The organism is Marinobacter similis (genome assembly GCF_000830985.1).
In the GTDB taxonomy this organism is placed as follows: domain Bacteria; phylum Pseudomonadota; class Gammaproteobacteria; order Pseudomonadales; family Oleiphilaceae; genus Marinobacter; species Marinobacter similis.
Window position 1 is genome coordinate 552911 of record NZ_CP007151.1, and the last position, 15629, is coordinate 568539.

Sequence of the window (15629 nt, forward strand, 5' to 3'; positions counted from 1 at the left end):
GAAGTTTATGTCTAAGCTTACTCGCGCCCCTCTCAGTCAACCGGGCTGGCAACACTGGCCAGGTTGCCTGTTTGCGCTGGCGATTGTCTTGCTGACAGTCAGTGGTGCTGGGGCCTTGTTCTGGCAGGCGCCGGCATTGGACATAGGCGACTTGTGGGCTAGCCGGTATCTGCGCAGCGTGGTGCTGTTCACACTCTGGCAGGCGCTCCTGTCGGTCTCTATCAGTGTCTTGCTCGCCCTTCCCATTGCCCGAGCACTGGACCGCCACCGGAACTTTGTCGGGCGCGCCCTGCTGTTAAGGCTGATGGAGCTCAGCCTGGTGGTACCTACCATCGTTGCCGTGTCCGGGCTGGTCAGTATGTATGGTCGGCAAGGCTGGCTGACCGTTGCGATTCAAGAGTGGCTGCCGTCCTTGAGCTGGAACCTGTATGGACTCAACGGCATTGTGCTGGCCCATGTTTTCTTCAATGCCCCTCTGGCTGCGCGCATTTTGCTGCAAGCCTTGGAAAGCGCTCCATCAACAGCGCCGCATTGCCAGCCAACTGGGCCTTGGATCCTTTTGGCTCTGGCGCAGCCTGGAATGGCCCAGTATCCGGCCGGTTTTACCCGGGATCGTGGCCTTGGTATTCACTCTCTGCTTCACCAGTTTCGCCATTGTCATGACCTTGGGTGGCGGGCCGGCGACTTCCACTATTGAAGTCGCCATTTACCAGGCGCTGCGCTTCGAATTTGATGCTGGCCGGGCGGCATTGTTGGCACTGATACAGCTGCTAATTTGCGGAACGCTCTGGTGGCTGGTGTTGCGCAAGGGGCTGAACACCGCCCTGGTACCCGATCGACAACTTTTCATTAGCCATGCCCGTCCTGATGCACAAGGCGTCAGGAAACTGCTGGATAGCGCCCTGCTTGCGGCGTTTGTACTGTTTCTGACCCTCCCTCTGCTCGCCGTACTGACCCGAGGCTTGCCAGGGCTGGCCGATGCGCTGATGCCGTCCGGCTTTGCGAATCAGGGCCTGCAACTCTTGAAGCAACTGCACTCAGCCTCGGCATTGCCCTGCCCGCCGGTGTGGTCTCGGTGGTCACGTCACTGCTGATACTCGGGGCTAAACCGGGCAACACCAACACGCCTATTTCGCGGCTGCTTGAGACTTCCGCCTATCTACCGCTGATCATTCCTCCGCTGGTGCTGGCCACCGGTCTGTTTCTGTTGCTGCGGCCAAAACTCGGTATCGCCAGCGAAGGGCTGGCCTTGGTCGCTCTTATCAATGCCATGATGGCCCTGCCCTTTGTCATGCAGCTCCTCCGCGGACCGCTCCGCAACCTGGACCCGGCGAGTATCCGCCTGGCAGACCAGCTAGGCATCCGAGGCTGGTATCGCTGGCGCTGGTTACACTGGCCGAGGCTCAGGCGCCCCCTGGCCCTCGGGCTTGCCTACGGCACTGGGTTGTCACTTGGCGATTTCGGCGTGATTGCGCTGTTTGGATCACCCGGCAATCCGACACTGCCGGTGCTGCTATACCAGCAACTAGGCAGCTATCAGATCAACGCGGCGGCCGGCACCGGGCTTTGGTTAATGATGGTGTTACTAGCCTTGTTCGGTCTGTTCAATTTGGTGGGGAGACCACCCACAAAGTCACAGGGGCTTCAGGTCCCAAAGCCAAATCAACTGGAGACCTCGGATGCTTGAGGTTCGCAACCTGACCTTCACTTACCCGTCGAATGACCGTACCTGGTGCTTTGATTTCCAAGTTAGTCCAGGCCAGTGCATTGCCATCGACGGCCCCAGCGGGTCTGGCAAATCCACCCTGCTGGGACTGCTCGCCGGATTTCTTTCACCCGCTGCCGGCACAATCACCTGGCAAGGACAAAACGTTGATCAGCTCGCGCCGTGGCAACGGCCTATGACCAGCGTATTCCAGGAACACAACCTGTTTGAGCACCTGGATGTGCAGACCAATATTGGCCTTGGCATTCACCCCGGCATGAAGCTGTCCCGAGAACAGAAGCAGGCGATACAAGAGGGACTGACGCGGGTTGGTCTTGCCGGGTATGGCGAGCGGATGCCATCGGCCTGTCGGGCGGGCAGCGCCAGAGAGTGGCCTTGCTGCGGGCACTGCTGCGGAACCAACCTTTGCTGCTACTCGACGAGCCCTTGACCGGGCTGGATGAGGATACCCGAAATACGCTTCGGGCAATGCTGGTGGAACACAAAACCCAGGGCATCACCATAGTCCTGGCTAGCCACGATGAAGAGGACCGGCAAGTGCTGGCGGATAGCCGATGGAACCTCTAAGCTTGTGATTAACCAACAAAACAATCAATGGATTGTCGTCCAACGTGACCAGCACCGCGAGCAAGAGAGGGTCGGTTTTCGCGGCGAACGCTTCGTCGCCTGGCGAAGCTATTGTCACTGACACTTCATTGCAGATCCGTGGCGACTGGACGCTACAAAATTACCCCCTGCTTCAGCAAACCGTTGCCGAGGCGTCAGCTCAGGCATTTAAGGACGTAGATCTTTCTCATCTGGAACGTCTCGATACCGCGGGAGCGTCCCAGCTGATAACCCTGCTCGGCCCTGAGCGCCTGCACGCCCTGGCGTCCGAACCCGATGCACTTCCTGCCGCGCGATCGGCACTGCTCTGCGCCGTGTGCGACGCCCTGATAAACCGCCCCGAGCCAGAACCGCCTGCCATCCCCGTGATCACCCGATTCCTGGCCGAAACCGGTCAGCGCACCGATGGCATCTATCAATTGCTCAAGGCACTCAACGTTCATCGGGCAGACCCTTGCCGTCCTGTTTTCGGTACTTCTACGGCCCTGGCGATGGCGTGTGACGCCCTTCGTCGCCGCAATCCAGGAAACCGGCCTGAACGCCCTGCCCATCGTGGCACTGCTCACCTTCCTGGTGGGTGCCGTGGTCGCCTTTCTTGGGGCAACGGTGCTTGAGAGCTTCGGTGCAACTATTTATACGGTCAACCTGGTGGCGTTTTCCTTCCTGCGGGAGTTTGGCGTATTACTCGCGGCTATTCTGCTGGCTGGCCGCACCGCCAGTGCGTTTACCGCGCACATAGGCGCTATGAAGGTTAACCAGGAACTGGATGCCATCCGGACTCTGGGCCTGAACCCCATTGAACTGCTGGTGATCCCACGGGTATTGGCGATGATGATCAGCCTGCCCATTCTGGCGTTTGTCGGCATGATTGCCGGCATGGCAGGTGGCGCCACGGTGTGCGCCCTGGTGCTGGACATCTACCCGCCGCAGTTCATAGCGATTGTCGAGCGTAGCGTTGAGCTCAGACACTACCTGGTCGGGCTTTCCAAGCGCCGATTTTTGCCTTTCTGATTGCCGTTATCGGCTGCCTGGAGGGGTTTAAAGTCAGTGGCAGTGCGCAATCGGTTGGCGAGCACACCACCTCGAGTGTGGTTCAGTCGATCTTCATGGTGATTCTGATCGATTCGATTGCGGCCCTGTTCTTCATGGAAATGGGGGTGTAGGCCATGCCTAAACACCATCAACTTGCCCCCCATCCTGACCTACAGAGCCAGACCGTGATTCAGGTTCGCGAACTCTGCAACCGGTTTGGCAGCCAGGTGATTCATGAAAACCTGGACCTCGACGTAATGACCGGGGAAATCCTTGGCGTGGTCGGTGGATCCGGTACCGGTAAAACGGTATTACTGCGAACCATTGTTGGCCTGAACCGACCCACGTCGGGACACATTCGGGTGTTTGGGCAGGATCTCCAGGAGCTCTCGGCCGGCGATCGCTCTCTTATAGAACAGCGGCTTGGCGTGCTGTTTCAGGGCGGAGCGCTGTTTTCGTCATTAAACTTGCAGGAAAACGTGGCAGTGCCACTGATTGAGCATGCCGGTCTGAGCAGGCCAGACGCAGAGCACCTGGCCCGGGTGAAGCTGGCGCTGACCGGATTGCCGCCGGAAGCTGCACTGAAATACCCGGCAGAGCTTTCGGGTGGCATGGTTAAGCGGGCGGCCCTGGCACGGGCGCTGGCGCTGGATCCGGAAATTCTGTTTCTGGATGAACCGACCGCGGGCCTCGACCCCATTGGCGCCGCCGCGTTTGATCGCCTGATCCTGACCTTGCGGGACGCGCTCGGTTTTACGGTGTTCCTGGTCACCCACGACCTGGACACGCTTTACGCCACCTGCGATCGCATTGCGGTATTGGCAAAGAAACGGGTTCTGGTTGCCGACCGGTTGGAACGTGTTGCCACCATCGACGATCCCTGGATTCAGGACTATTTTAACGGCCCGCGTGGGCGCGCTGCGAGCAGCGCCACCGGGGCAAACACACTGAGGCCACAGGAGTAGTCACCATGGAACCCAAGGCCCATCACGTTATTATTGGACTATTTACGCTTCTGGCGTTTGTGGCGGCATTGCTGTTTGCCCTGTGGCTCGCGAAAACAACCACTGATCGGGACTGGTCCTACTATCAGATCGGATTCAATCAACCGGTCAGCGGTCTCTCAAAGGGCAACCCGGTGTTATACAGCGGCGTGCAGGTTGGTGATGTGGTGGAGTTGAAGCTCAATCCCCGCGATCCCAGTCAGGTGCGTGTGCTGATTCGAGTCGATAAGAACATTCCGATTCGGGAAAACACCCAGGCCTCGCTTGTGCTCGCCAACATCACCGGCAGCATGAGCGTGCAATTCAGTGGCGGCACCCCGGACAGCCCCGAGCTAATTGGCGACATCAACGATCCCCCCTGATCATGGCCAAACCCTCCGCCCTCGATAGTCTGCTGGCTAACGGCCAGAGCCTGCTGCAAAAAGCCGAGATTCTGCTGGGTGACGCCAACAAGATGTTCTCGGACAAGAACATAGAGAACCTGACTGCCGTTCTCGACAACACCCGGGAAGTATCCGATGCTCTGCTGGAACAGCGCAGCCGCCTGGACGATTTGCTCGCACGGCTGGATTCCGCCAGCCAGCGAGCCGGTGAAGCAGCAGTGAAGGTCTCCAAGGTATCAGACAACGCCAATGCCTTGCTGGAAAACGAGGGACGTGCAGTACTCGGTTCCCTGAATGCAGCGCTGAAAACCATCGAAACAACGTCGGCGCGCATTGACCAGCTAACCCAGAACAATCAGGCGCGATCGAATCAGGCCTGCAGGGTATGGGCGACCTGTCACCGGCGTTGCGCGAATTGCGCAACACTCTGCGTAATCTCAACCAGCTCACCCGCAAGCTGGGTGAAGACCCGACGCGTGCCATCTGGGGCGGCGAAACAATACAGGAGCTAGGACAGTGAGCTTGAGGCGAGTGGTCTTCGTAGCCAACGCGGTGCTTCTGGGCACGATCACAGGATGCACGGTGTATCCAACCCTGGAGGCGCCGCGAGTCATGGATTTTGCAGCGCCCTCCTCGGCCATCCGCGCGGATCAAACACGCCCGCTGAGTTTGCGGGTGGATACGCCCTACGCCTCGGATCCTCTGGGCACCAACCGAATTCTGGCGAAACCTACGCCTTTGGAATTTCAAATCTACCCATCAGTGCGTTGGCGGGACGCCGCGCCCGTGGTCATGCGCGACCTATTGGTTGAAACGTTCCGGCACAGCCAAGGATTCAGTTCGGTGATCAGCGACACCAACCCGGCCAACGCAGACTGGACCCTGGTGAGCGAATTGACTGCTTTTCACACCGAGTATCAGACCGAAGACATACAGGCTGTAATTGAATTGCATGGCCAGTTGGTGGACAACCAGAGTCGCAAGACCCTGTGCGCGACCAGTTTTAAGGTGCAGGAGCGCTCGGAGAGTGAGGCCATTGAACAGGTGGTGGAGGCGTTTAGCCGCGCCGGTCAGGAACTATCGGAGTCCGTCGTGCGCTGGGCTGGTGAGTGCCACCAGCCCAAACCCTAGCCCGCCGGGGGTTATTTGGCGGGAAACAAGTCAGCCCAGGCAGCCTTCAGATAGAGGCCCATGGACCAGAGCGTTAGGCCGGCAGCGATATACAGCAGAGCGATCGCAATGTTCGATCCCAGCACGCCCGGCGGGAATGCCAGCAAGCCCACGATGGCTGCCATCTGCGCGGTCGTCTTGATCTTGCCGATGTAGGAAACCGCAACGCTGGCGCGACTGCCCATTTCAGCCATCCATTCCCTCAGCGCGGAAATGACAATCTCACGACCAATAATAACGGTAGCCGGAATGGTCAGCAGAATCGCCGCGTGCTCTTCAATCAGCACAGCCAAGGCGACCGCCACCATCAGCTTATCCGCCACCGGATCCAGAAACGCCCCGAATGGGGTGCTCTGGTCAAGTTTGCGGGCCAGGTATCCATCCAGCCAGTCGGTCACACCGGCCAAAGCAAAAATACCGGCACTTACCAGGTAACTCCACTCCACCGGCAAATAAAAGATCACCACAAACACCGGAATCATGATGATGCGTGAGAGCGTGAGTATGTTGGGTAAATTCATGCTGTCCTTACTCGTCGTGCAATGCTGCGTAGATGTTTTCCGCCAATGACTTGCTGATGCCCGTTACCTTGGCCATCTCATCCACACTGGCTTTGCGGATTCCCTGTATCCCGCCAAAATAGCGAATCAAATCGCGACGGCGCTTGGGACCCACCCCTTCGATGCCCTCCAGGGTGGACTGCCGGCGTTTTTTATCCCGACGTGCCCGGTGGCCGGTAATGGCGAACCGGTGCGATTCATCCCGGATGTGCTGAATCAGGTGCAGGGCCGGCGAATCGGCCGGTATCCGGAACACATCACCGGTCATCGCGTCGATCAGCTGTTCCATCCCTGCCCGTCGGGTCACGCCTTTGGCAACACCAATCAGCGGGATTTCGGAGATCTCCAGTTCATCAAAGACCTCTCGCGCTATATTCAGCTGGCCCTTACCACCGTCGATAAACACCAGATCCGGGCGCTTACCCTCGCCGGCCACCATACGCTTATAACGCCGGGTTAACACCTGGCGCATGGCGGCATAGTCATCGCCAGCGGTTACGCCCTCGATGTTATACAGGCGATAGTCGCTTTTCAGCGGGCCATTCTCGTCGAAAACAACGCAGGATGCGACGGTATTTTCACCGTGGCTGTGGCTGATGTCGAAACACTCCATGCGGGATGGCGTTTCCGACAACTCCAGCGTATCCCGCAGGGCCAGTAACCGGCGGTACACGGTTTCCTTGCTGGCCAGGTGCGTCAGCAGGGTCTGGCGGGCGTTGGTCATTGCCAGTTCCAGCCAGCGACGGCGCTCGCCGCGAACATTGCCGCGAATCCGGGTTTCCCGGTTCGCTGCCTTGGTCAGCGCTTCGGCCAGTAACTCCTGGCCATCGACATCCACCGGTACCAGAACATCACGAGGAATTTCCCGGCGAGTGTTGCCGCCAAAATAATACTGGCCAAGAAAGGCGCTGAGCAATTCGCCTTCGGTCTGTTCAATGGAGTAACGGGGGAAATAGTCCTTGGTACCCAGCACCCGGCCGCCGCGCACTATGATCACCACGATGCAGACAATGCCGGCGTCCTGGGCAATGGCGATCACATCAGCATCGCCGCCCTCGCCGTCCACCGACTGCTGCTCCTGGACATGCCGGAGGTGATTGATCTGGTCCCGGTAAGCCGCCGCCTTTTCGAAGTCGAGGCTTTTGGACGCCGTCTCCATTGCATTCATCAAATCCTGGATGATGGCGGGGTTCTTACCCTCCAGGAACATGCTGGCACGGCGGATGTCCTCCTGGTAGTCCTCGGGACTGATGTACTCCACACAGGGGGCGGTACAACGGTTGATCTGGTACTGCAGGCACGGACGGTTCTGTTTTTAAAATAGCTTTCACTACAGGATCTTATGCGGAAAACCTTTTGTAAAACATTAAGGCTTTCCTTGACCGCCCCGGAGCTTGGAAACGGCCCGAACCAGGTGCCGCCACCCTTTTTCGTGCGCCCACGCCGAAAGGTCAGCGAGGGATAATCGCTGTGGGACGAGAGGTAAATATAGGGATAGGACTTATCGTCCCGCAGCAGGATGTTATAGGGAGGCCGCAGAGATTTGATCAGGTTCTGTTCAAGCAGCAGCGCCTCGGTTTCACTCCCGGTGATGGTCACTTCAATGGACGCAATCTTGCCTACCAGCGCCTCAGTCTTGGGCGCCAAGCCGGTTTTGCGGAAATAGCTGCTGACCCGGTTCTTGAGGTTGCGTGCCTTGCCCACGTACAGCACGTTGCCCCCTTCATCGAACATTCGATAGACGCCGGGCCGTTCCGTGAGCTGTTTCAGGAAGTTCTTACTGTCGAACTCCGCTGTTTGATTCGCGGGGTCAGACCTTGTCGGCATCAAGCAACCCGAGGCGGACGGCCATCAAGGCCAGTTCAACATCACTGGAGATTTCGAGCTTTTCGAAGATTCGGTAGCGGTAGCTGTTCACCGTCTTGGGACTCAGGCACAGCTTATCGGAGATGTCCTGAACTTTCTGGCAATCGACCACCATCATGGCGATCTGCATTTCCCGCTCGGACAGCCGCTCGAATAGCGACAGCTCACCGTCGTCATCACGATCGCCGCTCATCTGCTTGAGAGCCATTTTCTGGGCAATTTCCGGGCTGATGTAGCGTTGCCCTGAATGGGCCATGCGGATGGCCCGAACCATTTCCTTGATGTCCGCGCCCTTGGTGATATAGGCGGAGGCCCCACTCTGCATGACTCGGGTGGGATAAGGATCGTCGGCACAGGCGGTGACAACGATGACACGGATGGAATCATCAATCCTGAGGATACGGCGGGTAGCTTCGAGGCCGCCAATGCCAGGCATCCTGATGTCCATCAGAACAATGTCTGGCCGCTCCTGGCGAACGAATTCTATGGCGTCCTCGCCCGAGGATGCTTGCCCGATAACGTCCAGGTCGGGGTTATCGGCCAGCATACGGGTAATGCCCGAACGCACCAGCTCATGGTCATCGACAACCAATACCCTGATCAAAATTTACCTCGCACACGGACTACGGGAAACAGCAGAATTGTACTGGTTACCTTACCACTCTAATAGGTCCAAAATCATGATATCAGGCAAATTATCACGCCGAAGGTCCCAATCCTGCGGTATTTTCGACCGGATCAAACCAGACCACAAGGTCACCGCGCCTGACCGCAGCCATAACCCTGTCACGCTCGGCCAGCGGACTCTCGGTGTCGTTCAACCCGTGGTAGCGGGTGCAATATTCTTCCACCAGACCATTCAACTGCTCTTGAGTCAGTAGCTCGGTTTCCACCACGAACTTCTCTTCCCGTGGGTCTGGCTGGGCCTGGTTGGCTGCGTCGTCAGTCATAGATTCTCCCTCGTGGCCAACATGGTAAGGATTAAGGCCGTGCGCGAGAAGCCCTGATCAACAATTGCCGCGATCAACGATAGAGAGTCTCGACAAAGAGCCTCGACGAGTCAGGCAGCTTCAGAGGCTGTCCGGAAGTGAGCGATCAGTTGCCGCATGGAGAGGGATTCCTGGCGCAATGCTTCACTGATGGAGCGCGTATTTTCAACGCTCTCGATAAGAAAGTCAGCGCTTTCGTCCAAAACCGCAGATCGGCGCCCCACCCGGCCAATTTCATCGTGCTGGGTGGTGATGGCGGCAGTAATCTCCGCACTATGCTCCTCTAGCCGGACAAACCGTTCGCCCAGGCCTTCAAGGTGTCCCCGCAGGCCACCAGATGCTCGCGGTTCTGATTGCCAGCTTCGCTCATCTCTCCGAGTAAGCCGTCTACGCCGCCCACTCCCGATACCAGATCCTGAACCCACTGCGAGATATTCTGGGTCGATTCAGAGGTCCGCAAAGAGAGCGTGCGAACTTCATCCGCCACCACCGCAAAACCGCGCCCATGTTCTCCGGCTCGGGCTGCTTCGATTGCGGCGTTCAGCGCCAACAGATTGGTTTGCTCCGCAATCTCAGCGATCACGCCGATCACCTGCTCAATTTTTCCAGTCGATTCGTTTAAAGCATGAATGGAGCCGACACCCGGGATATCACTTCCACGGTGTTCTCTGCCGCTTTTTCGCTGGTGACGAGGCGCTCCTGTACCCCTACATTGGCGGCAACGGCCTCTCTCACGGTTTCTGCCGAAGCATTGGTAGCCTGATCAATCGCTGAGCCTGATCGGCAATAGCGGCCATGGACTGACTGACATCCTGGATTTGCTGCCGGGTTTTCTCCGAGGCCTGCTGTAATGATTCGGCCCCACGATCCAGGGTGCTGGAGCGCTCGTTCAACCCACCAGCCGCGCCGCGAACGTCACCAATGAATTGCTCGAAACGACTCACCAGGGCGCCAAGGGCACGACTGACACCTGCCACCTCGTCCTTTCCGTTCAGTACCGGGACTCGAGTCAGGTCGCTGTGCTCTTCCATGGCCTCCAGCTCCCGGGCAATGCGGCGTAGCCTCTGGATGACCGAAACCCGCAACCACAGGGTCATCAAGATCACCAACGCCAGGAAACCGACCGAACCGGCGACCAGAAAGGTTTGCTGATCGGACAAAAAGGACAGCAGATCGTCAGCGCCGTTTTTAACCGATTCGCGACTACTCTCTTGACGTTCGTTTATGGCCCCCAGCATCGGTTCAAGCGCGGGGAACAGATCGAAGTCCACCACCTGACCAACCCGGTAATAGCTCTTTTGTTCGATACCCTCACTCATGGCGACCATCAACGCCTGAACCCGTTCGAAATCCTCGATGTGGCTCTCAGACCAGGGTTGCAAACCGCTGTTAGCCTGTACCGCCTCCCAGCGTTCCGGCAGTGAGACTTCCAGGTTCGCAAAAGCCGGCTGGATCTCATCCCAGAGCAAGAGCTGGGCTTTGATTTTATAGGCCAGATCCTGAAGCTTGCGGTGAGACTGCTCCAGGTCTGCAAGCAGCCAGGTTTCTTGGAGGTTGGTGCGAATCAGTTCGTCCGACGCCTCCTCGGCCTTGAGAATGATCGTCCCGGACAGAGTAGCCAGCCCCGCCAACGCAAAAACACAGAGGAAGGCAAAACAGAAAATACGAGCGCGAACAGTGCCTAACATGACGACTCCAACGACAGACTGAGAGCAGCAGGTTAAGACAGTTCTGTGACGCTTTTATGTCAAATGAGCATTTGAGTGCTGTCTTTTGCTTTGGAGGCCAGCGCGGAATCGCTTCAAAAACAGGGGTTAATTGCCTATTATCGCGACTTTAAATCAGATTGGATGCTAATGAATCACTCCGTTTTTCGGCTGACCCTACCCATTCTATTCGGCTACCTGCCCCTGGGCATGGCGTTCGGCGTGCTATTTGCGACCCAGCTGGACTACGCCTGGTGGATTGCGCCGTTGATGGGCGTGGTGATTTTTGCCGGTGCCGGACAGATCCTTGCGGTGAGCCTGTTGGCCGCCAACGCCGGATTGGTTGAGGTATTTGTGGCGATGTTTGTGCTCAACGCTCGCCATCTGTTTTATGGCCTGTCGCTGCTCGGGCAGTTCCGCGGAGCTGGCTGGCGCAAGGTTTACCTGATCTTTGGCCTCACCGACGAAACCTACTCACTATTAACGAGCCGCCCGCGCGGGCCAGATCGCGCCTACGAGCAAACCGTTGATTTCCGGATTACCGCGTTTAATCAGGGCTATTGGGTTATCGGGTGCGCACTGGGCGCCTTGCTTGCGGATAACGTGGCGTTTAACAGCACCGGCATCGAATTTGCGCTGGTCGCGCTCTTTATCGTCCTGACCATTGAGCAATTGAAGGCACTCGGCGACAGCCTGCCGGTCTGGCTGGGCGCCGCTGCCGCAGGCGTAGCCATGATTGCCCTGCCCCCCGCTCATCAGCTTATCGGGCTATTGCCATCGTTACCGCTATTTTGCTGCTGCATTATCGGCGAATACGTGGTGAGCAATCATCGGGAGGAGGAGTGAAGCGTGGCTGAATCGACCTATATTGCCGCATTCATTGCCGTTGCTGCAGTCGCGACTTTCGCGACACGGGTTATCCCGTTTCTGTTTTTTGAGCGGCACACGGAACACCCGCTGATCCAGCACCTGGGGCGTTACTTGCCGGCCGCAGTGATGGCCTTGCTGGCAACGGTGTTCCTGCAACGTTCTGGCACCTGGACGGCTGACCTGCCGGGTTTCGATGCCCTGATACCAGGATTGCTGGTAATCGCGGTGCACCTCTGGCGGCGCAATGCCCTGCTATCCATTGCTGCGGGCACCGCCAGTTACATGATCATTCAACAAACCGGCGTATTTTAACGCTAACCGCGCTCTTCAAGATTAGCCACCAGCCGGGAATCCTGAACAGCGGCAGTCCGATGCTTAACCACGCCCTTGTATTCCGGGCTCTCGATCATCGCCATGAAAGCATCAATGGACGGGTAGCGGACCAGCAGAACCTGGTCCCAGGATTCTTCCGGTGGTGCTATGAGTGAACCAACACTGTTGCCGGACCAGATAACCTCGGCACCGACCGCCCTGACGCAGGCACCCGCTTCTTCCATGTAAAGCTTGTAGGCTTCGCGACCTGAGCGCTCCATGGCTTCATCAGGGTAGCTGGCCCGGTCACGAAATCTCAGCAGGTTCAACATGACCACCGGTTGATTCTTTGGCGTATCCGCCAGCACTTTCTGTAATTGCTCCGGGGTCGGATTGACGGCTTCCATCCTGGTCCTCTTCTTCTGCGTCGATTGGCGTCCACTATAGCCCAGGCCTGAGGCCTTGGGACAAGGATTTTCGTTAGAATTCTTTCACACTGGCGCTTTTTTGCCGCCGAACAAGGACCTACTGAGACAGGTCTACTAGGCGTTGAGATTGGCGTTGGGATTAGCATTGGACTTTAGGAGCATAAAGATAGCTTACTATTTAGCGAGCACATACAATAAAACCTCCTGCGGAACCCTCACTTACGCACCCCATTCGCCGACCAAGGGAACTCGATACCGGCATGAACCTGACGGACATCTTCCTGCAAACCCTGGAAACAACCCTGCCTGTATTTGCCATGGTTTTCATTGGTATGGGCCTGCGCAGGATTGGCTGGATCGACAGCGCGTTCGTCAACACCGCCTCGGCCCTGGTCTTTAAGGCCACGCTGCCGACGCTGGTATTTCTAAGCATAACCCGGGCGGACCTGAACACCGCACTGAACTTCGGCCTGCTGGGCTTTTATCTGGCGGCAACCCTGGCAAGCTTTGCTTTAACCTGGCTGTGGGCGTACTGGCGGGTCCCTCATGCCGACCGGGGAGTTTATGTACAGGGCGCGTTCCGGGGCAACTGCGGCATTGTTGGCCTGGCATTGGCGGCCAACCTTTACGGCGACTTCGGACTGTCCGCAGGTGGCATTCTGCTCGGGCTGGTGATCATTTCCTACAACGCGCTGTCGGTCATTGTGCTCATTGCCTATCAGCCTGGGCAATCCGCCAGCTGGCGCCGCATCGGCCACGACATTATCCGAAATCCGCTGATCATAGCGGTCATCATCGCTGTTCCCGTGGCCTGGCTCGATATCAGCTTCCCTGAGTGGGTTATGACCTCCGGTGACTATTTCGCGTCTCTGACCCTGCCCCTGGCCTTGCTGTGTATTGGCGCCACGGTTTCGCTCAGCGCCATCCGCAGTGACAGTTCAACGGCCTTGGGCTCCAGTTCGCTTAAAATGGTTGTTTTGCCAGCCTGTGCACCGCCGCGGCCTGGCTGGTGGGTTTTCGGGGCGCGGAACTGGGACTGATGTTCCTGTATTTTGCCAGCCCCACTGCGGCCGCGAGCTTTGTGATGGTGAAGGCGCTGGGGGGCAACGATCGCCTGGCTGCCAACATCATTGCGCTGACAACCCTGATGGCCAGCGTAACTGTGACTGTTGGTGTGTTTGCCCTGCGTAGCGCTGGCCTGATTTAGGCCGTGCGCATGCAGAGCTCCTGCATCGCTACGAAGCCACGCTCGCAGCCCCACTGGTAGCTGCTGCCAAACAGGTTGTAGTGATTCAGGTAGTGGTAGAGGTTGTAAATATCGCGCTTCTGCGCGTACACCGGAGTTCGTGGCCATACCCGGTCATAGGCCCGGTAAAACGCAGTCCCAAACCCTCCAAACAGCTCCGTCATCGCCAGATCTGCCTCGCGATCTCCACAGTAGATAGCGGGATCGATCAGCCAGGGACCCTCCTGATTGAACAAGACATTGCCACTCCAGAGGTCGCCGTGCAGCAGGCTTGGTTGGTCGCAATGCTCGTTCAGCCAGCCAATCAGGGTGTCGTCACACTGATCCAGAATACCTTCGAACCGATTGCGAACACTGCTCGCCCGGATGCGAGACACCTGATAGCGCAAGCGCTCCTGAACAAAGAACTCACCCCAATACTCGGCCCAGCAATTCGGCTGCGGCGACAGCCCAATGTAATTGTCCCCGTGCCAGCCATACATCGGCTGCGGCAGCCTGTGCAGCGCCGCCAGCCCCTCACCTAACGCGTCCAGCGCTCCTTCGCCAGGCCGGGCAGGCTCTATGGCAGTAATCTCAAGCGTCGACTCGTCTACCCTGAAAAACTCGGGAACCCGAACCGACTCGACCCCTGCCGCCTTTAGACCATCAGATAGCTGACGCAAACCTTCTGCCTCGCAGATCAAGGCATCGGCGTATACCGTAGTGTTTTGTTTGCAAAAAATTCGAGACATTGCACTCCAGCCTTCTTGAATACATCCACCAACAGCCGGTAGATTAAAAGATAGCTGACATTTCCGCCTGACAAGGACATTTCATGCACGCCAAGCGTTGGTCCCTCCTCATTTCAGGGCTCGTTCAAGGAGTCTACTACAGAGCCTCCACAGCAACTCAAGCGACCAAATTCGGGCTTACTGGCTTTGCCCGCAATCTCGCCGACGGCAGAGTGGAAGTCGTAGCGGAAGGAACTGAAGAGCAATTGCAGCAGCTGAAAAGCTGGTGTGAGATCGGCCCGTCTGCCGCGCGGGTGGACTCGGTGGAGGTATCGGAACAAGAGGCCAGCGGAGAATTCAGTGACTTTGGCATTCGGCATTGACGGTGCCAATGTGACTCAGAATCTACCGTTTTCTCAAGCCTGCGAGAACAACAAACGGCCTATTCTCGAGAAGCTGGCGGCCATCTTCCATGCCCCGGGGCTGGTTCTGGAAATCGGCACCGGCACTGGCCAGCATGCCGTGCATTTTGCCGGCCATTTATCTCACCTTACCTGGCAGCCCAGCGACCATCCCCGGAATTACCAGCTCTGCCTGCCCAGAATCAGGCAAGCCGGCCTGGCCAACCTTAATTCGCCCAAATCACTGGACGTTTGCCAATCAGAGTGGGGCTTACCGGATTCAGTGAATGGTGTGTTCTCAGCCAACACCGCCCACATCATGTCTTGGCCCGAAGTGGAGCGCATGTTTGCGGGCGTCGCCAGGATTCTGGCACCTGGATCGGCGTTTTGCCTTTACGGCCCGTTCAGTTACGAGGGCCAACACACCAGTGCAAGTAACCTTAATTTTGACCGGCACCTTCGTTCTCAAAATCCGAGCATGGGCATCCGGGACATGAGCGATCTGATCGCGCTTGCTGACCGCTGCCGGCTATCGCTGGATGAAGATCTCGACATGCCCGCCAATAACCGCATGACCGTCTGGCGGCGACAAGCATGAGGCCACTGAGGAGGCGACCTGC

17 protein-coding genes and 6 pseudogenes are annotated in these 15629 nt (G+C 57.7%); 15 read left to right on the top strand and 8 right to left on the bottom strand.

All coding sequences use genetic code 11. The features are described 5' to 3' along the window. The first annotated feature begins 7 nt into the window (after positions 1 to 7). From AU14_RS20365 to AU14_RS02505, 10 genes and pseudogenes are all read left to right on the top strand, one after another. Positions 8 to 697 (top strand): ABC transporter permease family protein, encoded by a 690-nt coding sequence (locus AU14_RS20365; RefSeq protein ID WP_236744323.1) that lies wholly within the window; start codon positions 8 to 10, stop codon positions 695 to 697. Further along, positions 660 to 1094 (top strand): hypothetical protein, encoded by a 435-nt coding sequence (locus AU14_RS20370; RefSeq protein ID WP_236744324.1) that lies wholly within the window; start codon positions 660 to 662, stop codon positions 1092 to 1094. The genes AU14_RS20365 and AU14_RS20370 overlap by 38 nt, the downstream gene beginning before the upstream one ends. Further along, complete coding sequence (locus tag AU14_RS20375) at positions 1076 to 1687, top strand: ABC transporter permease subunit (protein WP_236744325.1); 612 nt, start codon at positions 1076 to 1078, stop codon at positions 1685 to 1687. The genes AU14_RS20370 and AU14_RS20375 overlap by 19 nt, the downstream gene beginning before the upstream one ends. Next, a pseudogene (locus AU14_RS02485) lies at positions 1680 to 2095 on the top strand (ATP-binding cassette domain-containing protein); the annotation flags it as partial. The gene AU14_RS20375 and the pseudogene AU14_RS02485, both read left to right, overlap by 8 nt. Before the next feature lie 36 nt (positions 2096 to 2131). Further along, positions 2132 to 2293: a P-loop NTPase family protein gene (locus AU14_RS20380; protein ID WP_236744326.1), complete on the top strand. Its 162-nt coding sequence runs from the start codon at positions 2132 to 2134 to the stop codon at positions 2291 to 2293. A gap of 110 nt (positions 2294 to 2403) precedes the next feature. After that, a pseudogene (locus AU14_RS02490) lies at positions 2404 to 3495 on the top strand (MlaE family ABC transporter permease). A 3-nt stretch (positions 3496 to 3498) separates the two neighbouring features. Then, positions 3499 to 4329 (top strand): ABC transporter ATP-binding protein, encoded by an 831-nt coding sequence (locus tag AU14_RS02495; protein WP_041338631.1) that lies wholly within the window; start codon positions 3499 to 3501, stop codon positions 4327 to 4329. 5 nt (positions 4330 to 4334) lie between these two features. Beyond that, positions 4335 to 4730, top strand: coding sequence for an MlaD family protein (locus AU14_RS20385; RefSeq protein ID WP_236744327.1), 396 nt, complete (start codon positions 4335 to 4337; stop codon positions 4728 to 4730). Between the two features lie 2 nt (positions 4731 to 4732). Then, positions 4733 to 5263 carry a hypothetical protein gene (locus AU14_RS20390; protein WP_236744328.1) on the top strand — a complete coding sequence of 177 codons (531 nt, stop codon included), beginning with the start codon at positions 4733 to 4735 and terminating at the stop codon, positions 5261 to 5263. A gap of 4 nt (positions 5264 to 5267) precedes the next feature. Then, the gene (locus tag AU14_RS02505; protein ID WP_148312708.1) at positions 5268 to 5882 is read left to right on the top strand and encodes an ABC-type transport auxiliary lipoprotein family protein; all 615 of its coding nucleotides are present in this window, start codon (positions 5268 to 5270) and stop codon (positions 5880 to 5882) included. A gap of 11 nt (positions 5883 to 5893) precedes the next feature. On the opposite strand, the gene pgsA is transcribed toward AU14_RS02505, so the two are convergent. The 6 genes and pseudogenes from pgsA to AU14_RS19295 all read right to left on the bottom strand — a co-directional run bounded on the left by pgsA (position 5894) and on the right by AU14_RS19295 (position 11024). Continuing rightward, positions 5894 to 6442 carry a CDP-diacylglycerol--glycerol-3-phosphate 3-phosphatidyltransferase gene (gene pgsA / locus AU14_RS02510; protein WP_041338638.1) on the bottom strand — a complete coding sequence of 183 codons (549 nt, stop codon included), beginning with the start codon at positions 6440 to 6442 and terminating at the stop codon, positions 5894 to 5896. A gap of 7 nt (positions 6443 to 6449) precedes the next feature. After that, positions 6450 to 8308: pseudogene (gene uvrC, locus AU14_RS02515) on the bottom strand (excinuclease ABC subunit UvrC). After that, a complete protein-coding gene (gene uvrY / locus AU14_RS02520) occupies positions 8292 to 8951 on the bottom strand; it encodes a UvrY/SirA/GacA family response regulator transcription factor (protein WP_041338642.1) in 660 nt (219 codons plus the stop codon). Before uvrY ends, uvrC begins: the two are co-directional and overlap by 17 nt. 94 nt (positions 8952 to 9045) lie before the next feature. Further along, entirely contained in the window at positions 9046 to 9297 is a 252-nt protein-coding gene (locus AU14_RS02525; protein ID WP_041338645.1) for a hypothetical protein, read from the bottom strand. A gap of 322 nt (positions 9298 to 9619) precedes the next feature. Next, a complete protein-coding gene (locus AU14_RS24015; protein WP_456237734.1) occupies positions 9620 to 9919 on the bottom strand; it encodes a methyl-accepting chemotaxis protein in 300 nt (99 codons plus the stop codon). A 148-nt stretch (positions 9920 to 10067) separates the two neighbouring features. Then, positions 10068 to 11024 (bottom strand): methyl-accepting chemotaxis protein, encoded by a 957-nt coding sequence (locus AU14_RS19295; protein WP_148312710.1) that lies wholly within the window; start codon positions 11022 to 11024, stop codon positions 10068 to 10070. Positions 11025 to 11192: 168 nt separating this feature from the next. Between AU14_RS19295 and AU14_RS02535 the strand changes: the two are divergent. Beyond that, positions 11193 to 11899 (top strand): annotated as a pseudogene (locus tag AU14_RS02535) (AzlC family ABC transporter permease). Further along, positions 11892 to 12224: a branched-chain amino acid transporter permease gene (locus AU14_RS02540; RefSeq protein ID WP_041338648.1), complete on the top strand. Its 333-nt coding sequence runs from the start codon at positions 11892 to 11894 to the stop codon at positions 12222 to 12224. Before AU14_RS02535 ends, AU14_RS02540 begins: the two are co-directional and overlap by 8 nt. Before the next feature lie 2 nt (positions 12225 to 12226). On the opposite strand, the gene AU14_RS02545 is transcribed toward AU14_RS02540, so the two are convergent. Continuing rightward, positions 12227 to 12631: a DUF1330 domain-containing protein gene (locus AU14_RS02545; protein WP_041338651.1), complete on the bottom strand. Its 405-nt coding sequence runs from the start codon at positions 12629 to 12631 to the stop codon at positions 12227 to 12229. Between the two features lie 281 nt (positions 12632 to 12912). On the opposite strand from AU14_RS02545, the pseudogene AU14_RS02550 reads away from it, so the two are divergent. Next, positions 12913 to 13859 (top strand): annotated as a pseudogene (locus tag AU14_RS02550) (AEC family transporter). Here the strand turns inward: AU14_RS02550 and AU14_RS02555 are convergent. Next, positions 13856 to 14656 (bottom strand): annotated as a pseudogene (locus AU14_RS02555) (fructosamine kinase family protein); the annotation flags it as partial. The pseudogenes AU14_RS02550 and AU14_RS02555 sit on opposite strands and share 4 nt — an antisense overlap. Positions 14657 to 14712: 56 nt before the next feature. Here AU14_RS02555 and yccX point away from each other — a divergent pair. Then, positions 14713 to 14991, top strand: coding sequence for an acylphosphatase (gene yccX, locus AU14_RS02560; protein ID WP_041338657.1), 279 nt, complete (start codon positions 14713 to 14715; stop codon positions 14989 to 14991). Continuing rightward, positions 14969 to 15607: a DUF938 domain-containing protein gene (locus tag AU14_RS02565; RefSeq protein ID WP_236744329.1), complete on the top strand. Its 639-nt coding sequence runs from the start codon at positions 14969 to 14971 to the stop codon at positions 15605 to 15607. Before yccX ends, AU14_RS02565 begins: the two co-directional genes overlap by 23 nt. The last annotated feature ends 22 nt before the right edge of the window (positions 15608 to 15629 follow it).

What these genes read in the sequence shown, in the direction of transcription:
- AU14_RS20365 (WP_236744323.1), top strand. Translation starts at nt 8, where the DNA reads ATGTCTAAGCTTACTCGCGCCCCTCTCAGTCAACCGGGCTGGCAACAC.
- AU14_RS20370 (WP_236744324.1), top strand. Translation starts at nt 660, where the DNA reads ATGACCTTGGGTGGCGGGCCGGCGACTTCCACTATTGAAGTCGCCATT.
- AU14_RS02495 (WP_041338631.1), top strand. Translation starts at nt 3,499, where the DNA reads ATGCCTAAACACCATCAACTTGCCCCCCATCCTGACCTACAGAGCCAG.
- AU14_RS20385 (WP_236744327.1), top strand. Translation starts at nt 4,335, where the DNA reads ATGGAACCCAAGGCCCATCACGTTATTATTGGACTATTTACGCTTCTG.
- AU14_RS20390 (WP_236744328.1), top strand. Translation starts at nt 4,733, where the DNA reads ATGGCCAAACCCTCCGCCCTCGATAGTCTGCTGGCTAACGGCCAGAGC.
- pgsA (WP_041338638.1), bottom strand. Translation starts at nt 6,442, where the DNA reads ATGAATTTACCCAACATACTCACGCTCTCACGCATCATCATGATTCCG.
- AU14_RS02525 (WP_041338645.1), bottom strand. Translation starts at nt 9,297, where the DNA reads ATGACTGACGACGCAGCCAACCAGGCCCAGCCAGACCCACGGGAAGAG.
- AU14_RS19295 (WP_148312710.1), bottom strand. Translation starts at nt 11,024, where the DNA reads ATGTTAGGCACTGTTCGCGCTCGTATTTTCTGTTTTGCCTTCCTCTGT.
- AU14_RS02545 (WP_041338651.1), bottom strand. Translation starts at nt 12,631, where the DNA reads ATGGAAGCCGTCAATCCGACCCCGGAGCAATTACAGAAAGTGCTGGCG.
- yccX (WP_041338657.1), top strand. Translation starts at nt 14,713, where the DNA reads ATGCACGCCAAGCGTTGGTCCCTCCTCATTTCAGGGCTCGTTCAAGGA.